This is a genomic window from Dyella sp. 333MFSha, from assembly GCF_900102405.1.
In the GTDB taxonomy this organism is placed as follows: domain Bacteria; phylum Pseudomonadota; class Gammaproteobacteria; order Xanthomonadales; family Rhodanobacteraceae; genus Luteibacter; species Luteibacter mycovicinus.
Genome location: NZ_FNBR01000004.1, coordinates 137,996 through 162,958, shown reverse-complemented (window position 1 = coordinate 162,958; position 24,963 = coordinate 137,996). Strand labels below are relative to the sequence as shown.

General features: G+C 65.3%; 24 protein-coding genes. 12 read left to right on the top strand and 12 right to left on the bottom strand.

What is annotated here, in order from left to right:
- Nucleotide 1: 1 nt before the first annotated feature.
- Nucleotides 2-943: a complex I NDUFA9 subunit family protein gene (locus BLT40_RS15805; RefSeq protein WP_090354801.1), complete on the bottom strand. Its 942-nt coding sequence runs from the start codon at nucleotides 941-943 to the stop codon at nucleotides 2-4.
- Nucleotides 944-983: 40 nt separating this feature from the next.
- Nucleotides 984-3,086, bottom strand: a complete 2,103-nt coding sequence (locus BLT40_RS15800; protein ID WP_090354799.1) for a transglycosylase SLT domain-containing protein — start codon at nucleotides 3,084-3,086, stop codon at nucleotides 984-986.
- Nucleotides 3,087-3,238: 152 nt separating this feature from the next.
- On the opposite strand from BLT40_RS15800, the gene BLT40_RS15795 reads away from it, so the two are divergent.
- Nucleotides 3,239-4,873 carry a glycoside hydrolase family 17 protein gene (locus BLT40_RS15795; protein WP_090354796.1) on the top strand — a complete coding sequence of 545 codons (1,635 nt, stop codon included), beginning with the start codon at nucleotides 3,239-3,241 and terminating at the stop codon, nucleotides 4,871-4,873.
- On the opposite strand, the gene BLT40_RS15790 is transcribed toward BLT40_RS15795, so the two are convergent.
- The 5 genes from BLT40_RS15790 to BLT40_RS15770 all read right to left on the bottom strand — a co-directional run bounded on the left by BLT40_RS15790 (nucleotide 4,874) and on the right by BLT40_RS15770 (nucleotide 8,424).
- Nucleotides 4,874-5,251 carry a hypothetical protein gene (locus BLT40_RS15790; protein ID WP_090354793.1) on the bottom strand — a complete coding sequence of 126 codons (378 nt, stop codon included), beginning with the start codon at nucleotides 5,249-5,251 and terminating at the stop codon, nucleotides 4,874-4,876.
- A 12-nt stretch (nucleotides 5,252-5,263) separates the two neighbouring features.
- Complete coding sequence (locus BLT40_RS15785) at nucleotides 5,264-6,073, bottom strand: endonuclease/exonuclease/phosphatase family protein (protein ID WP_036116368.1); 810 nt, start codon at nucleotides 6,071-6,073, stop codon at nucleotides 5,264-5,266.
- Between the two features lie 86 nt (nucleotides 6,074-6,159).
- A complete protein-coding gene (locus BLT40_RS15780) occupies nucleotides 6,160-6,807 on the bottom strand; it encodes a thiol:disulfide interchange protein DsbA/DsbL (protein ID WP_036116366.1) in 648 nt (215 codons plus the stop codon).
- A gap of 30 nt (nucleotides 6,808-6,837) precedes the next feature.
- Complete coding sequence (locus BLT40_RS15775; protein ID WP_255364036.1) at nucleotides 6,838-7,701, bottom strand: thiol:disulfide interchange protein DsbA/DsbL; 864 nt, start codon at nucleotides 7,699-7,701, stop codon at nucleotides 6,838-6,840.
- An 81-nt stretch (nucleotides 7,702-7,782) separates the two neighbouring features.
- Nucleotides 7,783-8,424, bottom strand: coding sequence for a c-type cytochrome (locus BLT40_RS15770; protein WP_255364043.1), 642 nt, complete (start codon nucleotides 8,422-8,424; stop codon nucleotides 7,783-7,785).
- Between the two features lie 330 nt (nucleotides 8,425-8,754).
- Between BLT40_RS15770 and yihA the strand changes: the two genes are divergently transcribed.
- Nucleotides 8,755-9,399, top strand: a complete 645-nt coding sequence (yihA, locus tag BLT40_RS15765; RefSeq protein WP_090354788.1) for a ribosome biogenesis GTP-binding protein YihA/YsxC — start codon at nucleotides 8,755-8,757, stop codon at nucleotides 9,397-9,399.
- Between the two features lie 61 nt (nucleotides 9,400-9,460).
- Here the strand turns inward: yihA and BLT40_RS15760 are convergent, their stop codons facing one another.
- A complete protein-coding gene (locus BLT40_RS15760; RefSeq protein ID WP_090354784.1) occupies nucleotides 9,461-9,949 on the bottom strand; it encodes a GAF domain-containing protein in 489 nt (162 codons plus the stop codon).
- A gap of 79 nt (nucleotides 9,950-10,028) precedes the next feature.
- Between BLT40_RS15760 and bioD the strand changes: the two genes are divergently transcribed.
- The 3 genes from bioD (at nucleotide 10,029) to dcp (ending at nucleotide 13,349) form a co-directional block, all read left to right on the top strand.
- Entirely contained in the window at nucleotides 10,029-10,700 is a 672-nt protein-coding gene (gene bioD / locus BLT40_RS15755) for a dethiobiotin synthase (RefSeq protein WP_090354964.1), read from the top strand.
- A 36-nt stretch (nucleotides 10,701-10,736) separates the two neighbouring features.
- On the top strand, nucleotides 10,737-11,072 hold the full coding sequence (locus BLT40_RS15750; protein ID WP_036116358.1) for a hypothetical protein: 336 nt from the start codon (nucleotides 10,737-10,739) through the stop codon (nucleotides 11,070-11,072).
- A 90-nt stretch (nucleotides 11,073-11,162) separates the two neighbouring features.
- Nucleotides 11,163-13,349, top strand: a complete 2,187-nt coding sequence (gene dcp, locus BLT40_RS15745) for a peptidyl-dipeptidase Dcp (RefSeq protein WP_090354781.1) — start codon at nucleotides 11,163-11,165, stop codon at nucleotides 13,347-13,349.
- Nucleotides 13,350-13,408: 59 nt separating this feature from the next.
- On the opposite strand, the gene BLT40_RS15740 is transcribed toward dcp, so the two are convergent.
- The 4 genes from BLT40_RS15740 to putA all read right to left on the bottom strand — a co-directional run bounded on the left by BLT40_RS15740 (nucleotide 13,409) and on the right by putA (nucleotide 18,423).
- Nucleotides 13,409-14,008, bottom strand: a complete 600-nt coding sequence (locus BLT40_RS15740; protein ID WP_090354778.1) for a hypothetical protein — start codon at nucleotides 14,006-14,008, stop codon at nucleotides 13,409-13,411.
- Between the two features lie 113 nt (nucleotides 14,009-14,121).
- Nucleotides 14,122-14,595, bottom strand: a complete 474-nt coding sequence (locus tag BLT40_RS15735) for a DUF2599 domain-containing protein (protein WP_090354775.1) — start codon at nucleotides 14,593-14,595, stop codon at nucleotides 14,122-14,124.
- A gap of 6 nt (nucleotides 14,596-14,601) precedes the next feature.
- The gene (locus tag BLT40_RS15730) at nucleotides 14,602-15,024 is read right to left on the bottom strand and encodes a DUF2599 domain-containing protein (protein ID WP_090354772.1); all 423 of its coding nucleotides are present in this window, start codon (nucleotides 15,022-15,024) and stop codon (nucleotides 14,602-14,604) included.
- Between the two features lie 213 nt (nucleotides 15,025-15,237).
- A complete protein-coding gene (gene putA, locus BLT40_RS15725; RefSeq protein WP_079520644.1) occupies nucleotides 15,238-18,423 on the bottom strand; it encodes a bifunctional proline dehydrogenase/L-glutamate gamma-semialdehyde dehydrogenase PutA in 3,186 nt (1,061 codons plus the stop codon).
- Nucleotides 18,424-18,556: 133 nt separating this feature from the next.
- Between putA and BLT40_RS15720 the strand changes: the two genes are divergently transcribed.
- From BLT40_RS15720 to BLT40_RS15695, 7 genes are all read left to right on the top strand, one after another.
- Entirely contained in the window at nucleotides 18,557-19,039 is a 483-nt protein-coding gene (locus tag BLT40_RS15720; protein WP_176809195.1) for a DUF2244 domain-containing protein, read from the top strand.
- Between the two features lie 20 nt (nucleotides 19,040-19,059).
- Nucleotides 19,060-19,959, top strand: a complete 900-nt coding sequence (coxB, locus tag BLT40_RS15715) for a cytochrome c oxidase subunit II (RefSeq protein ID WP_090354769.1) — start codon at nucleotides 19,060-19,062, stop codon at nucleotides 19,957-19,959.
- A gap of 32 nt (nucleotides 19,960-19,991) precedes the next feature.
- Nucleotides 19,992-21,605 carry a cytochrome c oxidase subunit I gene (ctaD, locus tag BLT40_RS15710; RefSeq protein WP_036116347.1) on the top strand — a complete coding sequence of 538 codons (1,614 nt, stop codon included), beginning with the start codon at nucleotides 19,992-19,994 and terminating at the stop codon, nucleotides 21,603-21,605.
- Nucleotides 21,606-21,608: 3 nt separating this feature from the next.
- On the top strand, nucleotides 21,609-21,734 hold the full coding sequence (locus BLT40_RS20665) for a hypothetical protein (RefSeq protein ID WP_255349729.1): 126 nt from the start codon (nucleotides 21,609-21,611) through the stop codon (nucleotides 21,732-21,734).
- Between the two features lie 34 nt (nucleotides 21,735-21,768).
- A complete protein-coding gene (locus BLT40_RS15705; protein ID WP_036116344.1) occupies nucleotides 21,769-22,662 on the top strand; it encodes a cytochrome c oxidase subunit 3 in 894 nt (297 codons plus the stop codon).
- Nucleotides 22,663-22,753: 91 nt separating this feature from the next.
- Entirely contained in the window at nucleotides 22,754-23,341 is a 588-nt protein-coding gene (locus BLT40_RS15700; RefSeq protein ID WP_090354767.1) for a DUF4760 domain-containing protein, read from the top strand.
- A gap of 125 nt (nucleotides 23,342-23,466) precedes the next feature.
- Nucleotides 23,467-24,951, top strand: a complete 1,485-nt coding sequence (locus tag BLT40_RS15695) for a trypsin-like peptidase domain-containing protein (protein WP_090354764.1) — start codon at nucleotides 23,467-23,469, stop codon at nucleotides 24,949-24,951.
- The last annotated feature ends 12 nt before the right edge of the window (nucleotides 24,952-24,963 follow it).

Genomic DNA, 24,963 nt, shown 5'->3' with positions numbered 1-24,963 from the left:
TTCAGGGCCGACGTTTGGTGCGCGCTTCATCCAGGCGGCGCTGACGAACGGGCTGGCCGAGCAGACGCGGCAACCAGGCGGAAAAGGACTGGGGCGCGATGCCGAGCTGCGCGAGGCCGTCGACCTTGCCGACGGAATCCGTACGCAGCGAGAGAAAATTATCCGGCGTGAACGGCTTGCCCGGCACGAACTGCGCGAACTCCGCCTGCAGGCGGCCGAGGCTGTCGGGCATGGGGATGACGACACGGCGGAGGCCACGCGCATCGCGGATGGCACGCACGATGTCGATCAGCGTCAAGGTCTCGGGCCCGTACAGTTCGAACGTGCGCAAGGCGCCGATCGCCGGGTTGGCGACCGAGCGGGCGATGGCTTCCGCCACATCGCCTACGTAGACGGGCGCCATCTTCGCCTGCGGGCGCGGCAACGGCATCACGGGCGCGACGCGCAGCAGCTTGTCGAAGCGTGTGACGAGTCCGTCGCCCGGGCCGAAAATCGTGCTGGGCTGGTAGATGGTCCAGTCGAGCGTCGACGCCTTGACCAGGGCCTCCGCCTCACCGCGCGAACGCAGGTATCTGGACAGCCCCTGGCCGGCCTTGAGTGAACTCATCTGATGCAGACGATGGACACCCGTGGCCTGACAGGCCTCGATGATCAGGCGGGTCAGCTCGACGTGCGCCCGCTGGAAGGTCTGACGACCGCTTTCGCTGAGGATGCCCACCAGGTTGATGACGGCATCCGCTCCCGCGATGTGCCTGCGCAGGACGGCGGGATCGTAGACATCGGCGCTGACAGTGGTGACCTGCCGACCCACCGCGCTATGCCGGCGGTTCTCCCGGTTGCGTGACAGCAACAGAAGCGAGTGTCCGTCGGCGGCAAGCCGGGGTACGAGCGTGCCGCCGACAAAGCCGGTGCCGCCGAGGATGACAATGCGTTGAGCGTTCATGAGTTCAGCCTAGGCCGCTTGGCGCCCGACGCCAAGCGAGTCAGCTCTGGGGTTCCTGTGGGGCCGGAGCGGAAGTCGCCTCGGCGGGCGCCGGCTGGGTGACAGCCGGCGCCGTGGGTGGTGCGGGTCTGGCGACCGAAGGCGCCGGACAGGAGACCGGTTTACGTACGGCGCCAGGGGCAGGCAGGGCATAGGTGCTGCCGATCCGTGTCATGCGCGACCCGATTGGCAGCGCATTACCCGTCAGCCGCCAATCGTAGATCACGGCGAAGGCCATCACGCGTGCGACATATTCGCGCGTCTCCTTGTAGGGGATGCTCGCGACGAAGAGGTCGGGGTCCAGCGAGCCACGGGCGCTCACCCACTGGTCGACCTTGTTCGGGCCGGCGTTGTAGGCGGCGCTCGCCAGCCAGGGCGCCCCGTTGTAGCGGGCGGCCATCTGCGAGAGATAACGCGTGCCGAGAATGATGTTGGTCGTCGGTTCGTAGAGGCTGTCGCCGCCGCTCCACGCAAGCCCGTTACGCCTGGCGACGAGAGACGCGGTGCCGGGCAACAGCTGCATCAGCCCTCGCGCGTCGGCGCCGGAACGGGCGTCCGTCATCCATGCGCTCTCGGCGCGGATGATGGCGTAGGCCCAGGGTGCTTCGATGCCGGCCTGGCTGGCCTGTTCGACCACACCATCCTGGCGTGCCAGCGGGAAGCGCTGTTCGTACAAGCGCAGGGACTCGCCCGACGACAGGCCGAAGACGCCACGGTCGTACCAGCCTTTGCGGAAGGCGAGGTCGGCGGCGAGCCGTTGGGTGTCGGCGTCCCGCCCTGCCAGCGCGGCCGTCCATTCACGACGTGCGTACTTCTGCAGGCCGACCGAGTAGAGCTCGAAAGCGCGGTCGACGCCGGGCTCCGTCAGCAACGCGGCCTCACGACGCTCATCGGTGGCCATCGTCGCGGGGCAGATGGCGTACGAGGCATCGATCCGGTCGGCGGCCAGGAATCCGAAGTACGTCGCCTCCTGTGCGACGTTCTGGTAGATGGCCTTCGCCTCGCCCTGGCGTCCGAGCTTTGCGAGCACCAGCGCACGGAAATAACGCCATTCGCCGTCGTCTTTCTGCGCAGGCGCGAGCGCGTCGATGGCGGCGAGTGCCGCCGGCCAGTCCTGTCGGGCCAATGCGACGCGCACGCGCCACTCGCGAGTCGCGTCGGTCTGCGCACCCGGCGGCAGCGCGACCAGGCGATCGAGCGCCGACTCGTCGAAATCGGTCGCGTGGAAGAGGGCGAGGGCGTTGAGGACGGCGCCCTTCTGCTGCTCGCTCAGTGAGAAGCGCGGCGCCAGCGAGGTCCATGCGCTGTCGGCCACGGTCGACTGCTTGCGGGCCATGCGCTGCAGGGCGAGCGTCACGGCCTGACGATGGCGCGGCGTATCCGGCCAGGTGGCCGCGTCACGCAGCGCGCTGGTCGGGTCGTTGAGGGCTTGTGCGATGCGCTGGCCCGCAGCGGCATCCTCGGGCGGAAGCCAGGCGGCGAGTCCGGCCACCGTGCCGCCCTTGCCCGCATCGGCGGCGGTCTGGATCCGCGTCCACAGGCGATCGGGCGTCAGCAGGCCCTGGTCATGCGCCGCGCTCAGCACCGGATCGCACGCGTTCGGCAGGCTGGCCTTCTTCCACAGGTCGGCCAGGTCGGTCTCGAAGACGAGCGGCTGGCCGCGCGACAGCTTGGCCTGCAGGGCGAAACAACTCAGTCCGTCCCCGAGACCGGGCTGGTACATCGCGGTGAAAGTCACCCAGTCCTTACGGCGCGCCAGCTCGTTGAGGAAGTCGCGGCGCAGGTCGGCGGCAGGGATGAGGCCGGGGTTGGCGGCGAGGTACGCATCGACCCGGGCGCGATCGAGCGTCCGCAGATCATGCTCCAGCGACGCGGCTTCCAGATACGGGAAAAGCACGTAGTGTTCGAGTCCGGCGGCCTGGGCACGCCATGCATCGCCGCCCTGCTGGGCCATCGCGTAGGCCTGGCGGAAGCGCGTGCGCTCCGCGTCGGAACCTTCCGCCGAGGCCCGGAGGCTACCGGCGAGGCCGCAGGCGGCAAGGGCGAGGCCGGCCAGGAGGCGAATGGAACGGGCGGCGCGTCGCGTTGCCGGGGCGGAGACCATCGGGATTCCTTCACGTGTACGTACCGCATCATTGTAAGGGAAGCGTGTGCGCAGGCTTGATGAACGCAGCCAATGCAGCGGCAATCGCCCTCGCGGGCCCAGCCCGTTAAGCTTGTCCGGCTTCCCCCTTTACGCTCTCGAACTGGAACGGCATGCCGCCCCATCTTCCTTACGCGCGATTCGCGCGACCGCTCGCATGGCTCGTGCTCGCCGCCGCCGCCGTCTTCGGCGCTGGCTACTGGTTTGTGCTGGGCCGCCCGATCGCCCTGCCGGATTCGCCGACGGCGAAGATCGCCTGCGTGTCCTACGCGCCCTTCCGGCTCAAGGGCGAGACGCCGTTCGACCTCAACGCGTTTATCCCGCCCGAGCGGATCGATGCCGACCTCAAGGCGCTGTCCACGCGTTTCGACTGCGTGCGCACGTATTCCATGGGGCAGGGACTGGGCGCCGTGCCTGACATCGCCGGCCGATACCACATGAAGGTGTTGATGGGCATCTGGCTGGGGCGCGACCCCGTCGCCAACGAGCGCGAGATCAAGCTGGGCATCGAGGCCGCGCGTCGGGATCACGACAGTCTGCGGGGCATCGTCGTCGGTAACGAGGTGCTTCTCCGGGGCGAGTTGTCGGAAAAGGCGCTCGCGGCCTACATCGCCCGCGTCAACGAAGCGACCGACGTACCAGTCACCTACGCTGACGTGTGGGAGTTCTGGCAGAAGCACCCGGCACTGGCCAAGGTTACGGACTACCTCACGATTCACATTCTCCCCTACTGGGAAGACGAGCCCGTCGCTCCGGAAGACGCCGTGCGCCATGTGGCCGACGTCTACCAGAAGATGAAGGGCGAGTTCCCGGGCAAGCAGATCATGATCGGCGAGACGGGCTGGCCCAGCCAGGGCCGTACGCGCCGGCACGCAAGTGCGAGCCTGGTCAACGAGGCGCGCTACATGCGCGAGTTCCTCAACTACGCCGCCACGGTCGACATGCCCTACAACGTGATCGAGGCCTTCGATCAGCCGTGGAAGCGCGACCTGGAAGGCACGGTCGGCGGCTACTGGGGCATCTTCGACGTGGATGCGAAGCCGAAGTTCGCCATGCAGGGCCCGATCGTCGAAGAGCCGCGCTGGACCTGGGCACTCGGCATCGGCGGCGTCGGTGCGCTGCTGTTCCTGCTTGCGGGCGCCATTCGCCGTCGCTGGCACGGCGCGTCGGGCTGGGTGTCGCTGGCGCTCGCCGGTTTTGCCTCGGGCACGGCGTTGGCGGCGCACGCGCGGCTCCTGTCCTTCGCCGCGCGTGACAACGTCGAATGGGCTACCGGCATCATCATCGGAGTCGTCGCACTGGCGACGGCGCTGTCGCTGGCTCGTGCGATCGCCGCGCGTCTGGCATCGCCGATCGATCTGGCGGCGGTCGCACCGCGTCCGGTCGAGCGCCGTCGCTTGGGTATCGCGTGGTCGGACGCGTTTACGCCGCAGCGTTTCTTCTGGATGTTCGTACTGACGCTTTACGGGATTCTGCAGGTCTTCAACGGTCGCTATCGCGATTTCCCGATCGGCCTGTTCGCGCTGCCTTGCATCGGGTTCTTCCTGCTGGGGCTGCTGCGCACGCGCGAGGACAGCCTGATGCCGCTGGTCGAGGAGCGCTTGATGGCGGTGTGGATTCCGCTGCTGGGTATCGCGGTCGTCGTCGAGGAAACCGGTGTCAACGCGGTCTCCTGGGGTTGGCTGCTGCTCAATCTGGCGCTGGCGTGGCCGGTGCTGACGGCCTGGCGGCGGGCACGGCGGCTTTAGTCAGGCCGCCGCGGGCTCCGCTCCACCGAACTGCGCACGTACCAGTCGCAGCGAGCCGATCAGCAGCGCCACCGCGCCGCCCTCGTAGCAATACAGCTGCAGCGCGATCACGCCCAGCGACGCCGCCAGCACCGCCGACACGGTGCTACGCCAGAACAGCGCTACCAGCGCCATCAACACCGCCGCGTAACCGTAGGCGTAGGTCAGGAAGCCCTGCACGATGAGGTTGCGCGTGCCGCACCACCACGGACCGCCCGCGCCGTCGCAGGCATGCGCCGCATCGGCCGGCTCGATAAAGCCGTAACGCAGCACGGTGGCGGCGAACGCGACGATAACGATGACGGCCCAGGGCAGGGCGGCGCGCAGGCTCGATTTCATGGACGACTTACCTCAGGGGGTGGCGGCGCCAGCGGCTTCGGCTAGCGCGAGCGGCAGGCGAATTTCGGCGGCGAGCGGCAGATGATCGGAGAACGCCCGCGGCAATGTCCACGTGCGCTCGAGCTTGATGTCGGCCGACGTGAGGATGTGGTCGAGCGCACGGCGCGGTTTCCAGCTGGGAAACGTCGGTGTGCTGATCGTCGGCATCTGCAGGGCGGTCTTCTCGAACAGGCGCTGCATCTCGGGTGAGGTGGGCTCGGTGTTGAGGTCGCCCATCAGTACCGCATGCGGATAGGGCGCGAGCAATTCCGCGATGAAACCCAGCTGTCCCATGCGTGCCGCGGCGCCCAGAGACAGGTGGGCGATGACCACCACCAGAGCATCGGCCCCCGTGCCGAAACGCACGAACAGCGCGCCCCGGCCCTTGATGCGGCCGGGCAGCGGGTAGTCGATGACTTCGGTGGGCTCGATGCGGCTGAGCAGGCCGTTGGCGGAATGCGCCACGCGGGCCATGGGCCGATTGGGCTGATGGCTCCAGAACGGCATGCCGGCGGCCTCGGCGATGTAACGGGTCTGGTTGAGGAAGCCGGAGCGCAGGCTGCCGGCATCGGCTTCCTGCAAACCGACCACATCGAATTCGTGAAGGAGCTCGGCGAGCGAGTCCAGGTTTGCCAGCTTCGAGCGGCCCGGAAGGACGGCGTTCACGCTGCGCGTGACGTAGTCCGTGTACCGCTGGACGCTCGCGCCGGCGAGGATGTTGCAGCTCAGAAGGCGCAGGGTGCGCTCCGGAGCGAGGATGGATGGCGGCGTGAAGCGGGTCATGTGAGGGGCTTTGTCGGGTCTCGTCTGGCGATAACGCCAGAGAATGCCCTCCGTCGTGTGAACGGAGGGCAGGCGATCGTCAGGGCTTACTTGCCGCCCTTCAGTTCCTTGTCGACCAGGTAACTGACGACGCCGTTGAGCTCGTCGAAGTCCTTGATCTGCGCGCTGCGATACTTGCCGTCGACCACGACGGTGGGTGTGCCGTCGATGCCCCAGTTCTGAATCAGCTTGCCGTCGGCGAGGATCCGCTGACGGATGGCATCGTCCTTGGTCGCCAGCTGCAGGAACCTAGCCTTGTCGACACCGTAGTTCTTCGCGTACCAGTCGGCCAGCTCGTCGATCGTGGCGATCGGGTAGTGGTCGGTATGGATCGCCTTGAACAGTGCGGCATGGGCCTTCTCGGCCACGCCAAGCTGTTTGGCCGCGTAGTAAGCCTGAGCGTACGGCAGCCATGCATCGTTGAATGCCGCCGGAATGACGCGGAACGTCACGCCCTTGGGCAACTTCTTCTGCAGGGTTTCGGCGTACGGCTCGTAATGGGCGCAATGGATGCAGCCGTACGAGAACACCTCGACCACTTCCACCTTGCCGTCCTTCGGATCCAGGCGCTGCGGGGTGGTGGTGGCCACGTACTGCTGGCCTTCGGTATAGGGAGGCGCACCTTCGGCCGGCTTGGCGCTGCACGCGGCGGTGAGCGCGAGGCCGACGAAAAGGAGCGAGAGACGCTTGAACATGGATATCTCCGTGAGAGGTCGAGAACGCGGTTACTTACCCGCGGCTTCCTTGCTGATGAGCCATTGTGCGAGCTCTATCGCCTGGGGATAGCCACCGGCCGTGATCGCCGTGAAGCGGTACTTGCCGTTCACTACGATGGTCGGCGTGCTATCGACCTCGTAGGCGCGGATCAGTTCATCCGCCCGCTTCATCTTGGTGTTGATCGTGAAGGAGTTGGCCGTGGCCACGAACTCTTCCGGCTTGACGCCGTACTTCGCGTAAAACTTTGCGACGTCGTCGATGGTCGGCCATGCCGACTGCGGCTTCGGCTTGTTGGTCTGCTGATCCATGATGCCCAGCTCGCCGCTCTTGAAGACGGCGTCGAACATGGCGTCGTGGCTCTGCTTGTCGACGCCGAAGGCCTGCGCGGTGAGATAGGCGCGCTGCAGCAGCGGCCAGTTCTCATCCGGGCGGAACGAGGCGGGCGTGAAGGTCATGACCGTGCCGCGCGGCAGGTCCTTGACCAGCTGGTCGACGATGCCGTGGAACTGGAAGCAGGCCGGGCAGCCGTACGAAAACACCTCGGTGACTTCGATCTTGCCCGGGGTGCTGGTGGGCTGCGACGGATCGATGCGGAAGTAGTGCTTACCTTCGACCCACTTGCCGTCGTCGACGAAGGGCTTGGCCGGCGGGCGCTTGTCGTCGGCGTCGCTGGGCGCGGCGACCGGGGCGGCCGAAGCGGTGGCATCCGTGGCGGCAGGCGCGCTGGCGGTGGACGGCGTGGCCGGCGCGGCGGCCGGAGCCGGCGCGGCGGTGGAAGCGGCGGCGGGTGGCGGCGCGGTGGCCGCATCGTTGTTGCCGGAGCTGCAGGCCGCGAGGCCGATCAGGGCGGCGCAGAGGAGGGGAAGGCGCATACGCATCGGGGTTCCTTTTCTTACCTTCTTAAACGAGAACGGGCCCGAAGGGGCCCGTTCGATCTTCCAACTTTAACGCCATCAGGGCGTCGCGGGTGCGGCCTGCGTCGCCTCGTTCGTGTGCAGACCCTCGATATAGCTGGCGACGGCGGCGATATCCTTGTCGTCGAGCTTCTGCGCGATGGTCACCATGATCTTCGTGTGCGGGTCGTCGTTGGGCGTGCCGCCCTCGTGCCAGGCCTTGAGCCGCGACTCAACGTACTTCGCGTGCTGACTGGTCAGCTGCGGGTAGCGCGCGCCCGGGTTGCCGCCGCCGTCCGGCCCATGGCAGGCCATGCAGGCGGGAATGCCGCGCTCGACATCGCCCTGGCGATAGAGCTTCTGGCCCTGATCGACATAGGCCTGATCGGCCACGCCCGGCAGCGACGCCTTGGTGGCGAAGTAGGCGCCGATGTCGTGCATGTCCTGTTCGCTCAGTGGCGCGGCAAAGCCAGCCATGATCGGATTGGAGCGCTTGCCCGACTTGAAGTCGGCCAGCTGCGCGGCGATGTACTGCTCGCTTTGTCCGGCCAGACGCGGGTACTGCGGATCGGTGGAGTTGCCGTCGAGGCCGTGGCAGGCGCCGCAGGCAGCGGCCTTGCCCTGACCGGCGGTGGCGTCACCGGGCTTGATCGCGGCGGTGGTGCCGCCGACGGGCGCGACGCTGGTTTCGGTTTTCGGCATCCCCGGTGTCGCCGGGTCGGTCGCCGGATTCGCGCCCGGTGTCGCGGCGGTGCCTGCCGCCGCCGGGGCGGTGCCTGCCCTGGCGGGTGCCGCGGTCTGAGCCGTGGCGAGATTCATGACGAGCATCGCGGTAATGGCAGCGGCGGCGTGCCGAAACTTCATAGCTATCTCCAGGAGGGATGCTTCCGAGTCGGGCGAACTCCCCAGCGCGCCGCGATCAAAAGATTATGGGGGGCGGGAGAGAGCCCGGTCAAACCGGTGCGGCGCGCGGCTCCGCGCGGTATCGCATACACTGCCGGACTGTCGTATACGCTCCCCGGCCCGCCGAACATGTCTTCGAACCCCCTCAACAGCGCCCGCTTCGTCCTGGCCGCGAATGAAATCACCCAGCTGCCCTATGACCAGGGCGCCGAAGTGGCGTTCGCCGGTCGCTCCAACGCCGGCAAATCGAGCGCCCTCAACGCGCTGACCGGGCACAACGGCCTGGCCCGCACGTCGAAGACGCCGGGGCGCACGCAGCTGATGGTGGTGTTCGACCTGGCGCCACTGAAGATCGAGGGCGAGTCGCCGCTGGACGCGCGCCTGGTCGACCTTCCCGGATACGGCTACGCCAAGGTGCCCGAAGCCATGCGCAAGCACTGGCGTGGCGAGATCGACGCCTACCTGAAGATGCGCCGGAGCCTGCGCGGCATCGTGCTGATCGTGGACATTCGCCATGAGCTGAAGGACTTCGACCGCACCATGATCGAGTTCTGCGCGGCCACCGACCTCCCGTGCCACGTGCTGATGACCAAGGCCGACAAGCTGTCACGCGGCCAGGCGTCAGCCGCTCTGGAAACCCTGCGCAAGGATTTCCGCAAGAACAACGTGCCGGGGACCGTGCAGATGTTCTCGTCGCTCGCCAAGACCGGTATCGAGGAAGCGCGGGCGCGGGTGATGGAGCTGCTGGCTACGCCGCGACCGCACGAACTATAAAAACATCGCGCGCGGGGCGCGCTCCTCCAGGTAGGAGCGCGCCCCGCGCGCGATCAAGGTATCAGGCGACGGTGGCCATAAAAGCCTCGCACAGCGCCTCCATCCCGCGACGATCCTCGCCATCGAAGCGCGCCACCGACGGGCTATCCACGTCCCACACGCCGAACAGGCTGCCGTCGGCCTTGACCAGCGGCACCACGATCTCCGAATTCGATGCGGCATCGCAGGCGATGTGGCCGTCGAAGTCGTGCACGTCACGGATGACCTGGGTTTGCCGCGTCTGCGCGGCCGTCCCGCACACGCCGCGACCCAGCGCGATGCGGATGCAGGCGGGCTTGCCCTGGAACGGGCCGACGACCAGCTCGGTGCCATCGAACAGGTAGAACCCGGCCCAGTTGAGATCGGGTACGGCGTCGTAGATCAGTGCGGCGAAGTTGGCGGCATTGGCGATCGTATTCGTCTCGCCGTGCATCAGCCCCTTCGCCTGCTGCAGCAGCTCGGCGTAGAGGGTGGCCTTGTCGTCGGTGGCGAGCGCCTTGGCTTCAAACATGGCGATATATCCAGGGGATTCGTGATCGGAAGAAGACGTGTATGGTGCCACGACCCTGTCCCCGCAAGGCCGTCACAGCATGTCGCGACACCTCTTCGTCGCCGGTACCGACACCGGCATCGGCAAGACGCACGGAGCCCAGACCCTGGTTCATGCCTTTCGTCAGGCGGGCGAGCGCGTCGCCGGCATGAAGCCGGTGGCCAGCGGCTCGGCGCGAAGCCAGGAGGGCCTGCGTAATCAGGACGCGCTCGATCTGATCGGCGCCAGCGCGCCCCCGCCCCCGTATGCGCTGGTCAACCCGCTCGCCTACGAGGAGGCCGTGGCCCCTCATCTGGCTGCGCTGCGCAGCGGACGACCCGTCACCTGGCCGCCGCTGGACGCGGCCTTTCAGTCCCTGACCGCCGACTACGAGCGTGTGGTGGTCGAAGGCGTCGGCGGCTGGCTGGTGCCACTGGGGGACGGCATCTCGGCCGAGGACATTCCCCGTCGCTGGGACCTGCCGGTCGTGATGGTGGTCGGTGTCCGCCTTGGCTGCATCAGTCATGCCCGTCTCACCGCACGGGCGATCGAGGCCGACGGCTGTCGCTTCGTCGGCTGGATCGCCAACATCATCGAGCCGACGATGCCGCTGCTGGAAGAAAACGTCGCAACACTCCGTGCGAGTCTGGCCGCCCCCTGTCTGGGCGTGCTGCCCTACCGTGTGGCCCCCGCCGATGCGGCCATGTTTCTCGATCTCTCCCCGCTGGGCTGACGGCGGCTTCACGTGCGCGGCCGTAACTAGGACGTCATGACCACGTACTTTCTTTCGATCAAAGACATGAGCCGGGCGAAAGGTCCGGACCCGGAGCTTTCGTTCGAGGGCATCGGCCCGGACAAGCTCGCCACGGACATCGCCGACGCCATGCGCGGCGATGGCTTGTTCCAGCGCTGGCGCGCCAGGCAGCCCGAGCCGGATGAGGTCGATCCCAGCCTGGGCGTGACCGACGGCACCGCTTCGGCAAAAGGTGAGCTGTCCAACGACCGCACCGACATTCAGCTGACGACATCGCTGCCCATGCGGATCGTCAAGCATCGTCTGAATCTTCTCATCGGCTCCAGCTGGGAGCTGCGCGACACCCGGTGAAAACCCTTGCCCTGACTGATGGCGGTTGTCCCCGCCGGGCTTACGCCGCTAGAGTCGGCGCTTTGCTCACCGCCAGGGGACAACCCACCCATGCTGAAGGTCCGTAGCCTCGTGATCGCCACTTCGATCGCCCTTACCGCCGCCTGCTCGTCGTCGAACGACGCCGATAAGGCCACCGCCCCGGCACCCGCCGGCACGGCGCCCGCCCATGCGGCTACGACCGCCGCCGCCCCGGCCGCGCACGAAAACCCGCTGCTGGTCGCCAGCACGTTGCCGTTCCAGGCGCCGCCCTTCGACAAGATCGTCGACGGCGACTTCCAGCCGGCTATTGAAGAAGGCATGAAGCAGCAGATCGCCGAGATCGAGGCGATCGCCAATTCGGCCGACGAGCCGACGTTCGACAACACCATCGTCGCGATGGAAAAGTCCGGCGTGCTGCTCAAGCGCGCGCAGAGCGTCTTCAGCGCGCTCACCGGCGCGAACACGAACGACACGCTGCAGAAGGTCGACGAAGAAGAGTCGCCCAAACTCGCCGCGCACAGCGATGCCATCTACCTTAACGACAAGCTGTTCAAGCGCGTCGAGGCGCTCTACGAGAAGCGCGATTCGCTCAAGCTCGATCCGGAATCGGCACGTCTCCTCGAGGTCACTTACAAAGACTTCGTGCATGAAGGCGCGAAGCTCTCCGAAGCCGACAAGACCAGGCTGAAAGAGCTCAACAAGGAAGAGTCGACCCTCAGCACCAAATTCACCAACATGCTGCTCGCCGATACCAAGGCTGGCGCGCTGGTGGTCGATGACAAGAAAGCACTCGATGGCATGTCCGACGGCGACATCGCCGCCGCCGCCGATGCCGCCAAAGATCGCAAGCTCGACGGCAAGTACGTGGTCGCGCTGCAGAACACCACGCAGCAGCCCGCCCTGCAGGCCCTGAACGATCGCGCCACTCGTGAGAAGCTGTTCAAGGCCTCGTGGGAGCGCGCTGAGCACGGCGACGCCAACGACACGCGCGAGACCATCACGCGCATCGCTCAGTTGCGCGCCGAACGCGCCAAACTGCTCGGTTTCCCCAATTACGCCGCATGGAAACTCGACGACCAGATGGCGAAGACGCCCGAGGCCGCCGAGAAGTTCATGGAGCGCCTGGTGCCTGCGGCGGTCGCCCGCGCGAAGAGCGAGTCGAAGGACATCCAGGATGTGATCGACAAGGAAAAGGGTGGCTTCCAGGTCCAGGCATGGGACTGGGACCATTACGCCGAGAAGGTCCGCAAGGCCAAGTACGATCTCGACGAGTCGCAGGTCAAGCCGTATTTCGAACTCGACAACGTGCTGCAGAACGGCGTGTTCTACGCCGCTAACCAGCTTTACGGGATCACGTTCAAAGAGCGCAAGGACATTCCGACCTGGCAGCCGGACATGCGCGTGTTCGAAGTGTTCGACAAGGACGGCACCTCGATGGCTCTGTTCTACGTCGATTACTTCAAGCGCGACAACAAGAATGGCGGCGCGTGGATGAGCAATCTCGTCGACCAGTCGAAGCTGTTCGGCAACAAGCCGGTGGTCTATAACGTCGCCAACTTCAGCAAGCCCGCCCCGGGCCAGCCGGCGCTGATCTCGTTCGACGACGTCACCACCATGTTCCACGAGTTCGGTCACGCGCTGCACGGCATGTTCGCCGACTCGCAGTACCCGTCGCTTTCGGGCGCGAATACCGCACGCGACTTCGTCGAGTTCCCGTCGCAGTTCAACGAACAGTGGGCGTCCGACCCGAAGGTTTTCGCCAACTACGCCAAGCACTACCAGACCGGCGCGCCCATGCCTGCCGAGCTGGTCGAAAAGATCAAGAAGGCCTCGAGCTTCAATCAGGGCTACGCGATGAGTGAGCTGATCTCGGCGGCGCTGCTCGATATGCAGTGGCACATGCTGCCGGCCAGCGACAAGAAGCAGGACGTCGACCAGTTCGAAGCCGATGCGCTGAAAAAGGCAGGCTTTACGCTGGCGCAGGTGCCGCCGCGTTACCGCTCCAGCTACTTCCAGCATATTTGGGGTAACGGTTATGCCGCCGGTTACTACGCGTACCTGTGGACGCAGATGCTCGACTCGGATGCCTTCGAGTGGTTCAAGGAGCACGGCGGCCTGACCCGCGAAAACGGCCAGATCTTCCGCGACAAGATCCTGTCGAGGGGCAACACGGAAGAACTCGGCAAGCTCTACCGTGACTTCCGCGGCAAGGAGCCGAGCATCGAGCCGATGCTGAAGGATCGCGGTCTCAAATAAGCATTTTTAAAATGCCTGATCGACGGCCTCCGCAAGGAGGCCGTCTTCGTTTGAGTGCCTCACGGGATCAGTTCGATTCGCTCGATGCCCATGGCCATGCCGCGCCAGACGATGCCCTGGATCTCGTGCAGATTCTGGGCAGCGAGCTTGTCCGTCCGTTCGATGCACCCATTGCCGCTCTTTTCATAGTGCGCCGCGTACAGACGCGCGAACGTCGTGTGACGCAGAAACGTGATGGTCGCTTCATGGGTCGACGGCGGCTGCAGGACGCTTACGCATACCTTCCGGTAACTGGCATCGAACAATACGAGACACTCGTTCTTCGACCCGCGTCGTGCCGTCAACACGACGCGACTCTCGTCGTCGTCTTCGAGAACGCCGATCAAGGCGTCCTTCTCGACAGGAAGTATCCAGGCTCCCGGGAGGCGAAATGGCACATCAGCCGGCAACTGTCCTTCGTCGAGATGGGCAAACGACAGCACCTGACGCTCACTGGCTTGTTCATTGCCCTGCGGCAAGCTCAGATGTATGAGTTCCTTGTGCGAGCGTATGTGTTGCAGCGGCGTCAGGTGTCCCTTTGGTGAGGGCGCCCGCATGGTGATCGTGCGGGCATGGCCGCGGTCTTGCTGGATCAGGCAATCGGTACCGGGCGACGTCATGTCGCTGTCCTCCTCTGGGGGATGGACGTCGGGTACCGGCCGACGCGATGTATGGCAACTCTTGCATCACGCCGTGGCACTGCGCAATAGGCCGTGAGGCGTAGCGCGGCGGATCAGGTTTTGGGTGCGGGATCGGGATCGTACACCGACGGGTTGCATTGCTCCTGCTCGGTCTTCCTGCGCCCCACATAGGGTCGCGTCGGTTCGATGTTGTAGGTCGGCTTGTCGGGATAGAGCCGGACGTGGCACTCCAGCTGGTCGAGCAACCCCCTGGTGTTATGCCCCATATCCCAGAGAGGGTTTCCCGAAAACTTGCTGAGGACCTCGTCGTCGAAAACGTCGACATACGTCGGATCCCGGTCTCGCGCCTGGCGCCCACATGCCGTCGGCGTGATATGCAGGATCGGGCCGTATTCGTCGATGGTCCACTCGCCCTTCTCGACAAAAGGGGGCGGGCAGTCGGAGGGCGGAGCCTTGACGGCGCGCGATGACGTTACGTCCCGCGGGTCCGGTGTGGAAGCGCAGGCGGTCACCACACCGCAGGTGAGCGTGATGAAGGCGGTGAGATGGCACGTTCTCGTCTTCATGTCGGTTCAGCTCTTTGCCGGCGGATCGGGGTCGGCGACTTTCGGTTTACACCGTGACGTTATGGTCCGGGCTTCGCCGACGTAAGGCAGGCTGGGCTCGATCTCGAACGTGACATCCTGACGAAAGAGCGCGAAGTGGCAGCGAACCTGGTCGCGCAGTCCTTGCGGGTTGTACCAGAGCGGATTGCCGCTGAAGCGCTTGACCACCTCGACATACACGGAGGCAAGATCGTAGCCATCCGCCAGACGTCCGCAGAGTGTCGTGTGCAGTGTCAGGATGGGTCCATAAGGCCCCACGCTCCACTGCCCGTCCGAAATGAAAGGCGCCGGACAGAGCTCGCTCTTTGCGCGCCCGGGTGCCGCGTGGCTTGCAGCGGAACACGCCAGCATCAGCACAGCGACGATACGCGCCCACATCCTGTGGTTCATCGGTGGTTCCCTCGCGACACGATGGGTCAGCGACGTCGTGTCCTGACATGCTTCAGCCTAGGACTGGCTTGTCCGGGCTGCAACGGGCCGGGCATTTGATCTTCCACTGTCGCGCAAACGAGTTGCCGGCGAGTTGCCGGAATTGCGCGCAAAAAAAGCCGCGCCCTCGCAGGGGCGCGGCTTCGAATGGCCAGCGCTGACGCAGGCCGGCGATTACTCGCCGATCGTCAGCAACGACGCGTTACCGCCAGCCGCCGTCGTGTTGACCGTAAGCGTCCGCTCGCCGGCAAAACGCAGCAGGTAGTGCGGGCCGCCCGCCTTGGGGCCGGTGCCGGACAGGCCCTCACCACCGAACGGCTGCACGCCGACCACCGCACCGATCTGGTTACGGTTGACGTAGCAGTTGCCGACGCGCGCGTGGCTGGAGATGTAATCGATGGTGTCGTCGATGCGGCTGTGGATACCCAGCGTCAGGCCGAAGCCCGTCGCGTTGATCTGGTCGACGACCTTCTCCAGGTCGGCGCCTTTCCAGCGGATGACGTGCAGCACCGGGCCGAACACTTCGCGCGTGAGCACGTCCAGCGACGGGATCTCGTAGGCGCGCGGCGCGAAGAACGTGCCGTGCGTCGTGGCTTCCGGCAGGGCGACTTCGCCGATCTTCTTCGCTTCGCGATCCATGCGCGCGGCGTGCTCGACGAGGATCTGGCGCGCATCTTCGTCGATGACCGGGCCGACGTCGGTCGAGAGCAGCCCGGGGTTGCCGACCTTCAGCTCGGCCATGGCACCGGCGAGCATGTCGATCACCTTGTCGGCGATGTCTTCCTGCACGAACAGTACGCGCGCGGCGGAGCAGCGCTGGCCGGCCGACTGGAACGCCGAGTTGATGACGTCCTTGACGATCTGCTCGGGCAGCGCGGACGAGTCGGCGATCATCGCGTTCTGGCCGCCGGTCTCGGCGATCAGCGCGGCGATCGGCGCATTACGCGCGGCCAGCGCACGGTTGATCGCCCAGGCGGTGTCGGTCGAGCCGGTGAAGGCGACGCCGGCGACGCGCGGGTCGCGGGTGAGGGCGGCACCGACCGTGGCACCGTCGCCCGGCAGGTACTGCAGCACGTCGGCCGGCACGCCCGCGGCGTGCAGCAGCTTCACGGCGGCGTAGCCGATCAGCGAGGTCTGCTCGGCGGGCTTGGCGACGACCGCGTTACCGGCGGCGAGCGCGGCGGCCACCTGACCGAGGAAGATCGCCAGCGGGAAGTTCCAGGGGCTGATGCAGACGAAGACGCCGCGGCCATTGAGGAACAGCTGGTTGCTCTCACCGGTGGGGCCCGGCAGCTGCTCGGGCTGGCCGAACAGGCGACGCGCCATCGTGGCGTAGTAACGCAGGAAGTCGGCGGCTTCGCGGATCTCGGCGATGGCATCGGGCAGGCTCTTGCCGGCTTCGCGCACGCACAGCGCGATGAACTCCGCGCGGTTGTGCTCGAGCTGCTCGGCGGCGTGCTCGAGGATCGCGGCGCGGCTCGCGGCCGGCAGGCGGTCCCAGCCCGGCTGCGCCTTTACACCGGCGGCGAGCGCCTTGTCGACCAGTGCCGGATCGGCGTTCTCGACCGTGCCGACGATGCGGCGACGATCGGACGGATCCGTCACTTCGGTCTTCGTACCGGCGGCGGCGCCACCGGCGACCAGCGGCGCGGCCGTCCACGGACCGCTGTGGCGGTTGACGGCGTCGGCGAGCTCGTTGAGCTCATTGTCGTTAGCGAAGTTCATGCCCATGGAGTTCTTCCGAAGTTCGCCGTAGAGATTGACCGGCAGGGGAATGCGGGGGTGGGGAATGGAGGTGAAGGCGCGCACCGTTTCGCACGGGTCGGCGACCAGGTCGCGCACCGGCACGCTTTCGTCGACCACGCGGTTGACGAAGCTGGTGTTGGCGCCGTTCTCGAGCAGGCGGCGGACCAGGTAAGGCAGCAGGTCTTCGTGGCTGCCCACCGGCGCGTACACGCGGCAGGGCACGTTGAGCTTGTCCTTGCCGATCACTTCCGCGTAGAGGTCCGCGCCCATGCCGTGCAGGCGCTGGTTTTCGTACGGACGGCCCCTGGCGATGTGGTGGATCGCGGCGATGGTGTGCGCGTTGTGCGTGGCGAACTGCGGATAGACCGCGTCGCTGCCGGCGGCGAACAGACGATGCGCGCAGGCCAGGTACGAGACGTCTGTGTTCGGCTTGCGCGTATACACCGGGTAGCCCGACAGGCCGTTTTCCTGCGAACGCTTGATCTCGGCGTCCCAGTAAGCGCCCTTGACCAGGCGTACGAACCAGCGGCGACCGGTGGTACGAGCCTTCTCGGTCACCCAGTCGATCACGAACGGCGCGCGTTTCTGGTACGCCTGGATGACGATGCCCAGGCCGTTCCAGCCCTGCAGTGACGGATGCTCGAAGACGTCGCCGATGATGTCGAGCGAGAGCTCGAGGCGATCGGTTTCTTCGGCGTCGACGGACAGCGCGATGCCGTTCCTGAAGGCCAGCTGCGAGAGTTCGAGCAGCTTGGCGCCGAGTTCGGCACGGGCGCGGGCGCGGTTGGCCACTTCGTAGCGCGGATGCAGCGCCGACAGCTTGACCGAGATCGACGGCGCTTCGAGGTTGCTGGTGAACGGACCACGGCCACCGAGCGCGTTGATCGCGTCACGGTAATCCTGCTGGTAACGCTCAGCCGTGGCCTGGGTCAGCGCCGACTCGCCGAGCATGTCGTACGAATAGCGGTAGACCGCGTGCTCTTTTTCGGCGGAACGGTCCAGCGCTTCCTTGATGGTGCGACCCATCACGAACTGGTGGCCCATGATCCGCATGGCCTGACGCACGGCGAGGCGCACCACCGGTTCACCGGCGCGGCCGACCAGGCGGCGCAGCGCAGAGGTGAAGTCGTGGCGGGTTTCTTCCGCCAGGTTGACCAGGTGGCCGGTGAGCATCAGGCCCCAGGTCGAGGCGTTGACGAATACCGACTCGCTCTGGCCCAGGTGCTTCTTCCAGTCCGCATCGCCCAGCTTGTCGCGGATGAGCTTGTCCGCCGTGGCCTTGTCGGGGATGCGCAGCAGCGCTTCGGCCACGCACATCAGCAGAACCCCCTCTTCCGAGGACAGGTCGTACTGGCGCATGAAGGATTCGACGGCGCTCTGGTCCTTGGCGCGGGCGCGAACCCGGGTCACCAGGCCGGCGGCCACGTCGATGACGTGCTCCCGCTCGGTCGGGGGCAGTGTGGCCTGGGCGAGCAGGTCGTTCACGGCCTCGGTTTCGTCGCGCAACCAGGCGGACGTGATACGCGCGCGTGCCGGCTCGGCGCCGGTGGGGAGTTCGGGACGGAGGATCTGTGGGTTCACTTGGGGTGGGTCGGGACGGGGGAGACCGCGCATTGTATGGGACGCAGGGCCTGCATGTGTGTTGCTTTGCGGGATGGCCCGCCCTGCGGCATCACGCCGCTTCCCAACCTTGCCGCATTCTGACCGCCGCCCTATCATCGGTCCGTTCAAGGCACGCGGGATTCGCATGATCGTGCTTCGACCGACCGCCGCGGGTCAGCCGCGCGTGTTGTGGCTCCGGCCCAACCGTGCGCTGGACAGGCGCGGTCTGCGTCGACTGATCGTGGGTCTCGCGGCGATGGCCCTGGCGACGGCGTCGCTCGGTGCGTGGCAGGGGAATGTTTTCGCTCCCGTGTTCGCCCTGGCGGAGGCTTTCGTCGTGGGGTTCGCCCTTGGCGCGGCCTGGCGGGCCGCCGGCCGGGGCGAGCGGATCGTGGTGGGGCCCGACACGCTGGAGGTGCGTGCCGTGCCGGGTCGTCGGATCGTCCGTTTCCAGACGTACTGGGTACGGGTAGGGTTGGCATCGGGGGACGGGCGTCAGCGTCTGTTGCTCAGGTCACACGGCAATCAGCTCGAAATCGGCGCGTTCCTTGGGGAAGAGGAAAGGGTCGAGGCGTCCAGGAAACTCATGGTGCTGCTGTCCGAAGTCTCAGGTCAGACGCGCAGGTAGGTTCACTAAAGGTGCAAGACATGACATCTGGCGGCATCGGACGATGGAAAGCGGCGTGGGTGGCGGTTGCCCTCGCCCTGTTCGGCGGGGCGGCATGGGCCAACCCGGAACCCAACCAGCTGAACATGACCAAGGGTGTCAGCGAGTGGTCGCCCTACGCGATGCACATGGTGGCCCTGTGGGTCTGCGTGGTCATCGGCGTCATCGTCTTCGGTGCCATGTTCGTGGCGATGTTCCGCTTCCGTAAGTCGCGGGGCGCGGTCGCCGAGAAGTGGTCGCACAGCACCAGACTCGAGATCGTCTGGACGGTCATACCCGTCATCATCCTGATCTTCCTGGCCCATCTGGCCACGGGCGGTCTGACCTCGTTCGCCGACACCACGAACGCCGAGATGACCATCAAGATCACCGGCTACCAGTGGAAGTGGCGCTACGACTACGTCGACTACAAGGGCAAGGGGGTCGACAAGGTCGGCTTCATCTCCAAGCTCGAAGAGTCCTCCGACCGTACCCGCCAGCTTCATTCAAACCTCGACCCGGGCAAGATCCAGGTCGACGGCTACCAGACCTATCTGCTCGACGTGGACAAGCCCCTGATCGTCCCTGTCGGCACCAAGATCCGTTTCATCATCGTCGGCGGCGATGTGATCCACTCCTGGTGGGTGCCGGCGCTCGGCTGGAAGATGGACGCCATCCCGGGCATCGCCAACGCGGCCTGGACCAAGATCAAGGAGCCGGGCGTCTACCGCGGCCAGTGCGCCGAGCTCTGCGGCCAGGATCACGGCTTCATGCCGATCGTGGTCAAGGCCGTGCCCAAGGCCGAATTCGAACAGTGGCTGGCGACGCAGGAAGACGGTTCCAGGCTGCAGAAGGCCGCCGCGACCGCCCAGAACGCCCCCGCCCCGGTCCCCCAGGGTTAACCCGCTCAAGTATCCGGCAGAGGTTCAAGGTTATGGCCCACGCAGCCACCCACGACCACCACGATCACCACGGGGCCCCGAAGGGGTTCTTCCAGCGCTGGGTGATGTCCACGAACCACAAGGACATCGGCACGCTGTACCTGATCTTCTCGCTGACGATGTTCTTCATCGGCGGCGCCTTCGCGATGGTCATCCGCGCGGAGCTGTTCAAGCCGGGCATGCAGCTGGTGCAGCCGTATTTCTTCAATGAAATGACGACGATGCACGCGCTGGTGATGATCTTCGGCGCCATCATGCCGTCGTTCGTCGGCCTGGCCAACTGGATGATCCCGCTCATGGTCGGCGCGCCGGACATGGCCTTGCCGCGCATGAACAACCTGTCGTTCTGGATCATGCCGTTCGCCTTCATCCTGCTGCTGTCGACGCTGTTCATGCCGGGCGGTGGCCCGGCCGGCGGCTGGACCATGTATCCGCCGCTGTCGCTGCAGGGCGAGTCCATCGCGTATACCATCTTCGCGGTCCACCTGATGGGCATCAGTTCGATCATGGGCGCGATCAACATCATCGCCACCATCCTCAACATGCGCGCGCCCGGCATGGACCTGCTGAAAATGCCGGTGTTCGTGTGGAGCTGGCTGATCACGGCGTTCCTGCTGATCGCGGTGATGCCGGTACTGGCCGGCGCGGTCACCATGCTGCTGACCGACAAGTACTTCCATACCAACTTCTTCAATGCCGCCGGCGGCGGCGACCCGGTGCTCTTCCAGCACATCTTCTGGTTCTTCGGGCATCCCGAGGTCTACATCATGATCCTGCCGGCGTTCGGGATCATCTCGGAGATCATCCCCACCTTCGCCCGCAAGCCGATCTTCGGCTACCGCGCGATGGTGTTCGCCATCGCTTCCATCGCCTTCCTCTCGTTCATCGTCTGGGCGCACCACATGTTCGCCGTGGGCCTGCCGATGGGCGCGGAGATCTTCTTCATGTACGCGACCATGCTGATCGCGGTGCCCACGGGCGTGAAGGTCTTCAACTGGGTCTCGACGATGTGGGGCGGCTCGATGACCTTCGAGACGCCGATGCTGTTCTCGATCGCCTTCGTCATCCTGTTCACCATCGGCGGTTTTTCGGGCCTGATGCTCGCGCTGGCCCCGGCCGATTTCCAGTACCACGACACGTACTTCGTCGTCGCCCATTTCCACTACGTGCTGGTGACCGGCGCGGCGTTCTCGATCATGGCCGCCGCTTATTACTGGATGCCGAAGTGGTCGGGCAACATGTACAGCGAGACCTGGGGCAAGATCCATTTCTGGTCCAGCGTCATCTCGGTCAACGTGCTGTTCTTCCCGCAGCACTTCCTCGGGCTGGCCGGCATGCCGCGCCGTATCCCCGATTACAACGTGGCCTTCGCGAACTTCAACATGATCAGCTCGATCGGCGGCTTCTGGTTCGGCGCCTCGCAGCTGATCTTCCTCGGCGTGGTCGTGCATTGCGTGTTCTTCTCGAAGAAGAAAGCCGCCGACCGTTCCTGGGAAGGCGCCAAGGGTCTGGAGTGGACGGTGCCTTCACCCGCGCCGTTCCATACGTTCGACGTGCCGCCGGTCATCCATGACGACGAGCTCGCCCACGGCAACACGGATCACTGATCGATGCAGGGCATGACGGACACCGGGACGGAGGCGCGTCGCAAACGCGCCCGCAGGACGGCCATGATCGCGGGCGGTTTCGCGGTCGCGGTGTTCCTGCTCTCGATCGTTCAGATGCTCCGGGTCTGACCGGCCAAACACGCGATATCCACGGGAAACCACCATGGGTCACCAGCAACACGACGTCTACTATGTACCGAGCAAGAGCTACTGGCCGATCGTGGCCGCGGTCTCGATGTTCGTCACGGTGTTCGGTGCCGCGCACTGGCTGAACTCGCAACCGGGTGAGGGCAGCACGTTCGGCAAACCGCTGTTCTGGATCGGGATCGTGATGATCCTGGGCATGTTCTTCGGCTGGTTCCGCTCGGTCATCCGCGAGTCCATGGCAGGCAGCTACAACGGCCAGGTGGATCGCTCGTTCCGCATGGGGATGATGTGGTTCATCTTTTCCGAGGTGATGTTCTTCGGCGCCTTCTTCGGTGCGCTGTTCTACGCCCGTATCTTCTCGGTGCCCTGGCTGGGCGGCGAAGGCCACGGCGTGCTCACCCACCAGTTCGTCTGGCAGGGCTATGAAGCCTCGTGGGGCGCCAACGGTGGCGGCGGTCCGCAGAAGATCGGCGGCTCGTTCCAGACCATCGCCGCATGGGGCCTGCCGCTGCTCAATACGCTGATCCTGCTGTCGTCCGGCGTGACCATCACCATTGCGCACCACGCGCTCAAGGCGGGTCATCGCACGGCGCTGCTGATCGGCCTCGGCGCCACCGTGCTGCTGGGTTGCCTGTTCCTGTGGTTCCAGGCGCACGAGTACGCCGAGGCGTACGAGCACTTCAACCTGACGCTGGGCAGCGGCGTGTACGGCGCGACGTTCTTCATGCTCACCGGATTCCACGGCATGCACGTGACGCTGGGCACGATCATGCTGGCCATCATCTGGCTGCGCTGCGCGAAGGGACACTTCACGAAGGACGATCACTTCGGGTTTGAAGCGGTAGCCTGGTACTGGCATTTCGTCGACGTGGTGTGGCTGGCGCTGTTCCTGTTTGTTTACGTTCTTTGAGTCTTTTCTGTTTGAAATTCAGATTTTTCCTACGGACGGATGATCTGAGCACAAGCTAGACTGGTCTTGCCATCAAAGGAGACAGTCATGAATGACACCGCTGGCGGCCTGTGAGCCACACCAAGCTACCCGCCCCTTGGCGGGTAGCTTGTTTTCAGGGACAAGAAATGCGAAGGAAAGCTCAGTGTTTCAGTGGATTTTCGATACCGTCGATTCTGGCCTCTTCAGGAATCTTCTGGTTGCCAGCGGCGTCGGTGTTGCCGTTGCGTCGGTTCTCACCGCGCGCAGCATCGCGCGGAAAAAGCAAAGCGCGGATCTTCTATTTGCGAGTCGGAACGATGTCATCCTCCAGAATGGCGCCAGGAAGCTGGAGTATTTCGTCGACGCGAACGACAGAAATGTGGCTTGCCTCGCCTCGCCGGAAAATATCGAGTCGGAAGAAGCTGTATGCATTCGGTACTTCCTCAATCATTTCGAGGCGGTGAGTATCGGCATTCAGGCCGGAATTTACGACGAAGAGATGCTGAAGAAGACTTGGTACTCGGCTGTTGTTACGTCCTGGGAGCGGGCTAAACCGCTCGTCAATAAACTCCGCGGGCGGTTTTCCCCGACGGTGCTGCAAGAGTACGAGTGGCTCCACGGACGCTGGAAGAAGTCGCCTTTGTCAAAGCGTGACTGACTTCGGCTTACGCCTACAGATCTACCGGGCTTTCTGACATGTTTCCTCTCCAACCGCGTTGCTAAAGTCGGCATCGGCCTTCGCAGTGAAGGTCTTCGAAAAACGCAAACACATGGAGAGTGCTTATGAATCGGAGAGTATCCGCTCGTTTGTCGCGTGCATCGCTCTTGCTCCTGTCGATGGGCTACGCCGTCGGTGCATTAGCAAGCGACGCAAACCTGCTTCCTTCGTCCAGCGAACCGCGCTTTCGCGCTGTCGGTCAGCTCGATGTGCTCGACGGAAGAACCTGTACCGGCTCGCTCGTCGCGGGGTCTGCCAGTCCGGACGGTCATCGACCCGCGCTGCTGCTGACGTCCGGGCACTGCGTGCTCGGCCCTGAACTCATTCCCAATCAGGTCATGATCGACGAGGTGGCGCCACCGGGTTACCGCTTTACGCCCGCTTATTTTCAGGATGCCCAGCTGGTCCATCGACCCATTGGAGTCGAGCGAATTCTGTACGCGACCACCAAGAACATGGACATCGCCGTGCTCCGGCTGGACGTCTCATACGCCGATCTTGCGGCACTCGGTGTCGCTCCGCTTGTCCCGAGTGCGCCAGCGATCGTCGGATCGCTCCCTGTCGACCTGGTGCAGGTTCCCGCGGTTGGCGTTTCGGAAGAAGACCGCTTCCTTCGCCTGGCAACCTGTCAGGCCAGCGAGCCTGTCCGCCTCTTCGAGGGCGAACGCTTCTTCCTGCGTGAATCGGCGACCGATTGCGCCGGTGTATCGGGTGGTTCGTCGGGCTCCCCGGTGCTGCGCCACGGCACGTCGGATATTGTCGGCGTGCTCGGTACGAAGGTCGATCCGCGCTTTGACGGATGCGGTTTCGACCGCCCGTGCGAACTCACCGGGCGGCAGCCGGTGTCGCGCGTCGGCGCGAGCTACCAGAGCATTGCGGCGCCGCTGCTCTCCGCACTTCGTGCCGATGGCGGCTGGGACGCCAGTGCCCTCGACGCGGGTAACGGTGTGAAGCTCGATCGCACCGTCGGTGAGTACACGCGCAGCCAGATCGACGAAGAGGGGGATCTCGTACCCGCGCGGTGGGGCGTGCTGGTGAATGACGATACCCGTTGGGTCCGCTACAAGCACGGTGATGCCGCGACGGTCGATTGCGCCAGCCCCGAGGGTTACAGCGCTCCGATGTATGCCCGCGAGCAGCCGCTGGACCGTCTGCCGGTCGGACCGTCCGAAGGCGTGTACGCCATGTGCGTCATCGGACAGCTGGGCATCGATAACGACTGGCAGGCGCCGGAGCATGCGAGCGTCATGCTTCGGGTGATCGACGATACGGCGCCTACCGCGGTACCGGTACCCGCCGTTCGCGATGAAACGGATGCTGCATGGATTGTGGAGATCCGTAGCCCTTACGTCGCGCCGCCGATCGTGAAGGTGGGGCGCCTCGACTCCACCGATTGCGCTGACGATGCGAAGTACCGCACGCTGTCTTCGTCGTTCATCAGTCTGCCCAAGGCCAAAGGCCCGTTACGCGTGTGTGCGAAAGGCTCGGACGAAGCGGGGAACCTCTCGCCGATGGGATCGATCGACCTGGTCGTGTCAAAGGCTCATTGATCCGCACGTGCC

Coding starts and splice junctions, on each gene's coding strand:
- BLT40_RS15805 (WP_090354801.1), bottom strand. CDS start 943: ATGAACGCTCAACGCATTGTCATCCTCGGCGGCACCGGCTTTGTCGGC.
- BLT40_RS15800 (WP_090354799.1), bottom strand. CDS start 3,086: ATGGTCTCCGCCCCGGCAACGCGACGCGCCGCCCGTTCCATTCGCCTC.
- BLT40_RS15795 (WP_090354796.1), top strand. CDS start 3,239: ATGCCGCCCCATCTTCCTTACGCGCGATTCGCGCGACCGCTCGCATGG.
- BLT40_RS15790 (WP_090354793.1), bottom strand. CDS start 5,251: ATGAAATCGAGCCTGCGCGCCGCCCTGCCCTGGGCCGTCATCGTTATC.
- BLT40_RS15785 (WP_036116368.1), bottom strand. CDS start 6,073: ATGACCCGCTTCACGCCGCCATCCATCCTCGCTCCGGAGCGCACCCTG.
- BLT40_RS15780 (WP_036116366.1), bottom strand. CDS start 6,807: ATGTTCAAGCGTCTCTCGCTCCTTTTCGTCGGCCTCGCGCTCACCGCC.
- BLT40_RS15775 (WP_255364036.1), bottom strand. CDS start 7,701: ATGCGCCTTCCCCTCCTCTGCGCCGCCCTGATCGGCCTCGCGGCCTGC.
- BLT40_RS15770 (WP_255364043.1), bottom strand. CDS start 8,424: ATGCCGAAAACCGAAACCAGCGTCGCGCCCGTCGGCGGCACCACCGCC.
- yihA (WP_090354788.1), top strand. CDS start 8,755: ATGTCTTCGAACCCCCTCAACAGCGCCCGCTTCGTCCTGGCCGCGAAT.
- BLT40_RS15760 (WP_090354784.1), bottom strand. CDS start 9,949: ATGTTTGAAGCCAAGGCGCTCGCCACCGACGACAAGGCCACCCTCTAC.
- bioD (WP_090354964.1), top strand. CDS start 10,029: ATGTCGCGACACCTCTTCGTCGCCGGTACCGACACCGGCATCGGCAAG.
- BLT40_RS15750 (WP_036116358.1), top strand. CDS start 10,737: ATGACCACGTACTTTCTTTCGATCAAAGACATGAGCCGGGCGAAAGGT.
- dcp (WP_090354781.1), top strand. CDS start 11,163: ATGCTGAAGGTCCGTAGCCTCGTGATCGCCACTTCGATCGCCCTTACC.
- BLT40_RS15740 (WP_090354778.1), bottom strand. CDS start 14,008: ATGACGTCGCCCGGTACCGATTGCCTGATCCAGCAAGACCGCGGCCAT.
- BLT40_RS15735 (WP_090354775.1), bottom strand. CDS start 14,595: ATGAAGACGAGAACGTGCCATCTCACCGCCTTCATCACGCTCACCTGC.
- BLT40_RS15730 (WP_090354772.1), bottom strand. CDS start 15,024: ATGAACCACAGGATGTGGGCGCGTATCGTCGCTGTGCTGATGCTGGCG.
- putA (WP_079520644.1), bottom strand. CDS start 18,423: ATGCGCGGTCTCCCCCGTCCCGACCCACCCCAAGTGAACCCACAGATC.
- BLT40_RS15720 (WP_176809195.1), top strand. CDS start 18,557: ATGATCGTGCTTCGACCGACCGCCGCGGGTCAGCCGCGCGTGTTGTGG.
- coxB (WP_090354769.1), top strand. CDS start 19,060: ATGACATCTGGCGGCATCGGACGATGGAAAGCGGCGTGGGTGGCGGTT.
- ctaD (WP_036116347.1), top strand. CDS start 19,992: ATGGCCCACGCAGCCACCCACGACCACCACGATCACCACGGGGCCCCG.
- BLT40_RS20665 (WP_255349729.1), top strand. CDS start 21,609: ATGCAGGGCATGACGGACACCGGGACGGAGGCGCGTCGCAAACGCGCC.
- BLT40_RS15705 (WP_036116344.1), top strand. CDS start 21,769: ATGGGTCACCAGCAACACGACGTCTACTATGTACCGAGCAAGAGCTAC.
- BLT40_RS15700 (WP_090354767.1), top strand. CDS start 22,754: ATGACACCGCTGGCGGCCTGTGAGCCACACCAAGCTACCCGCCCCTTG.
- BLT40_RS15695 (WP_090354764.1), top strand. CDS start 23,467: ATGAATCGGAGAGTATCCGCTCGTTTGTCGCGTGCATCGCTCTTGCTC.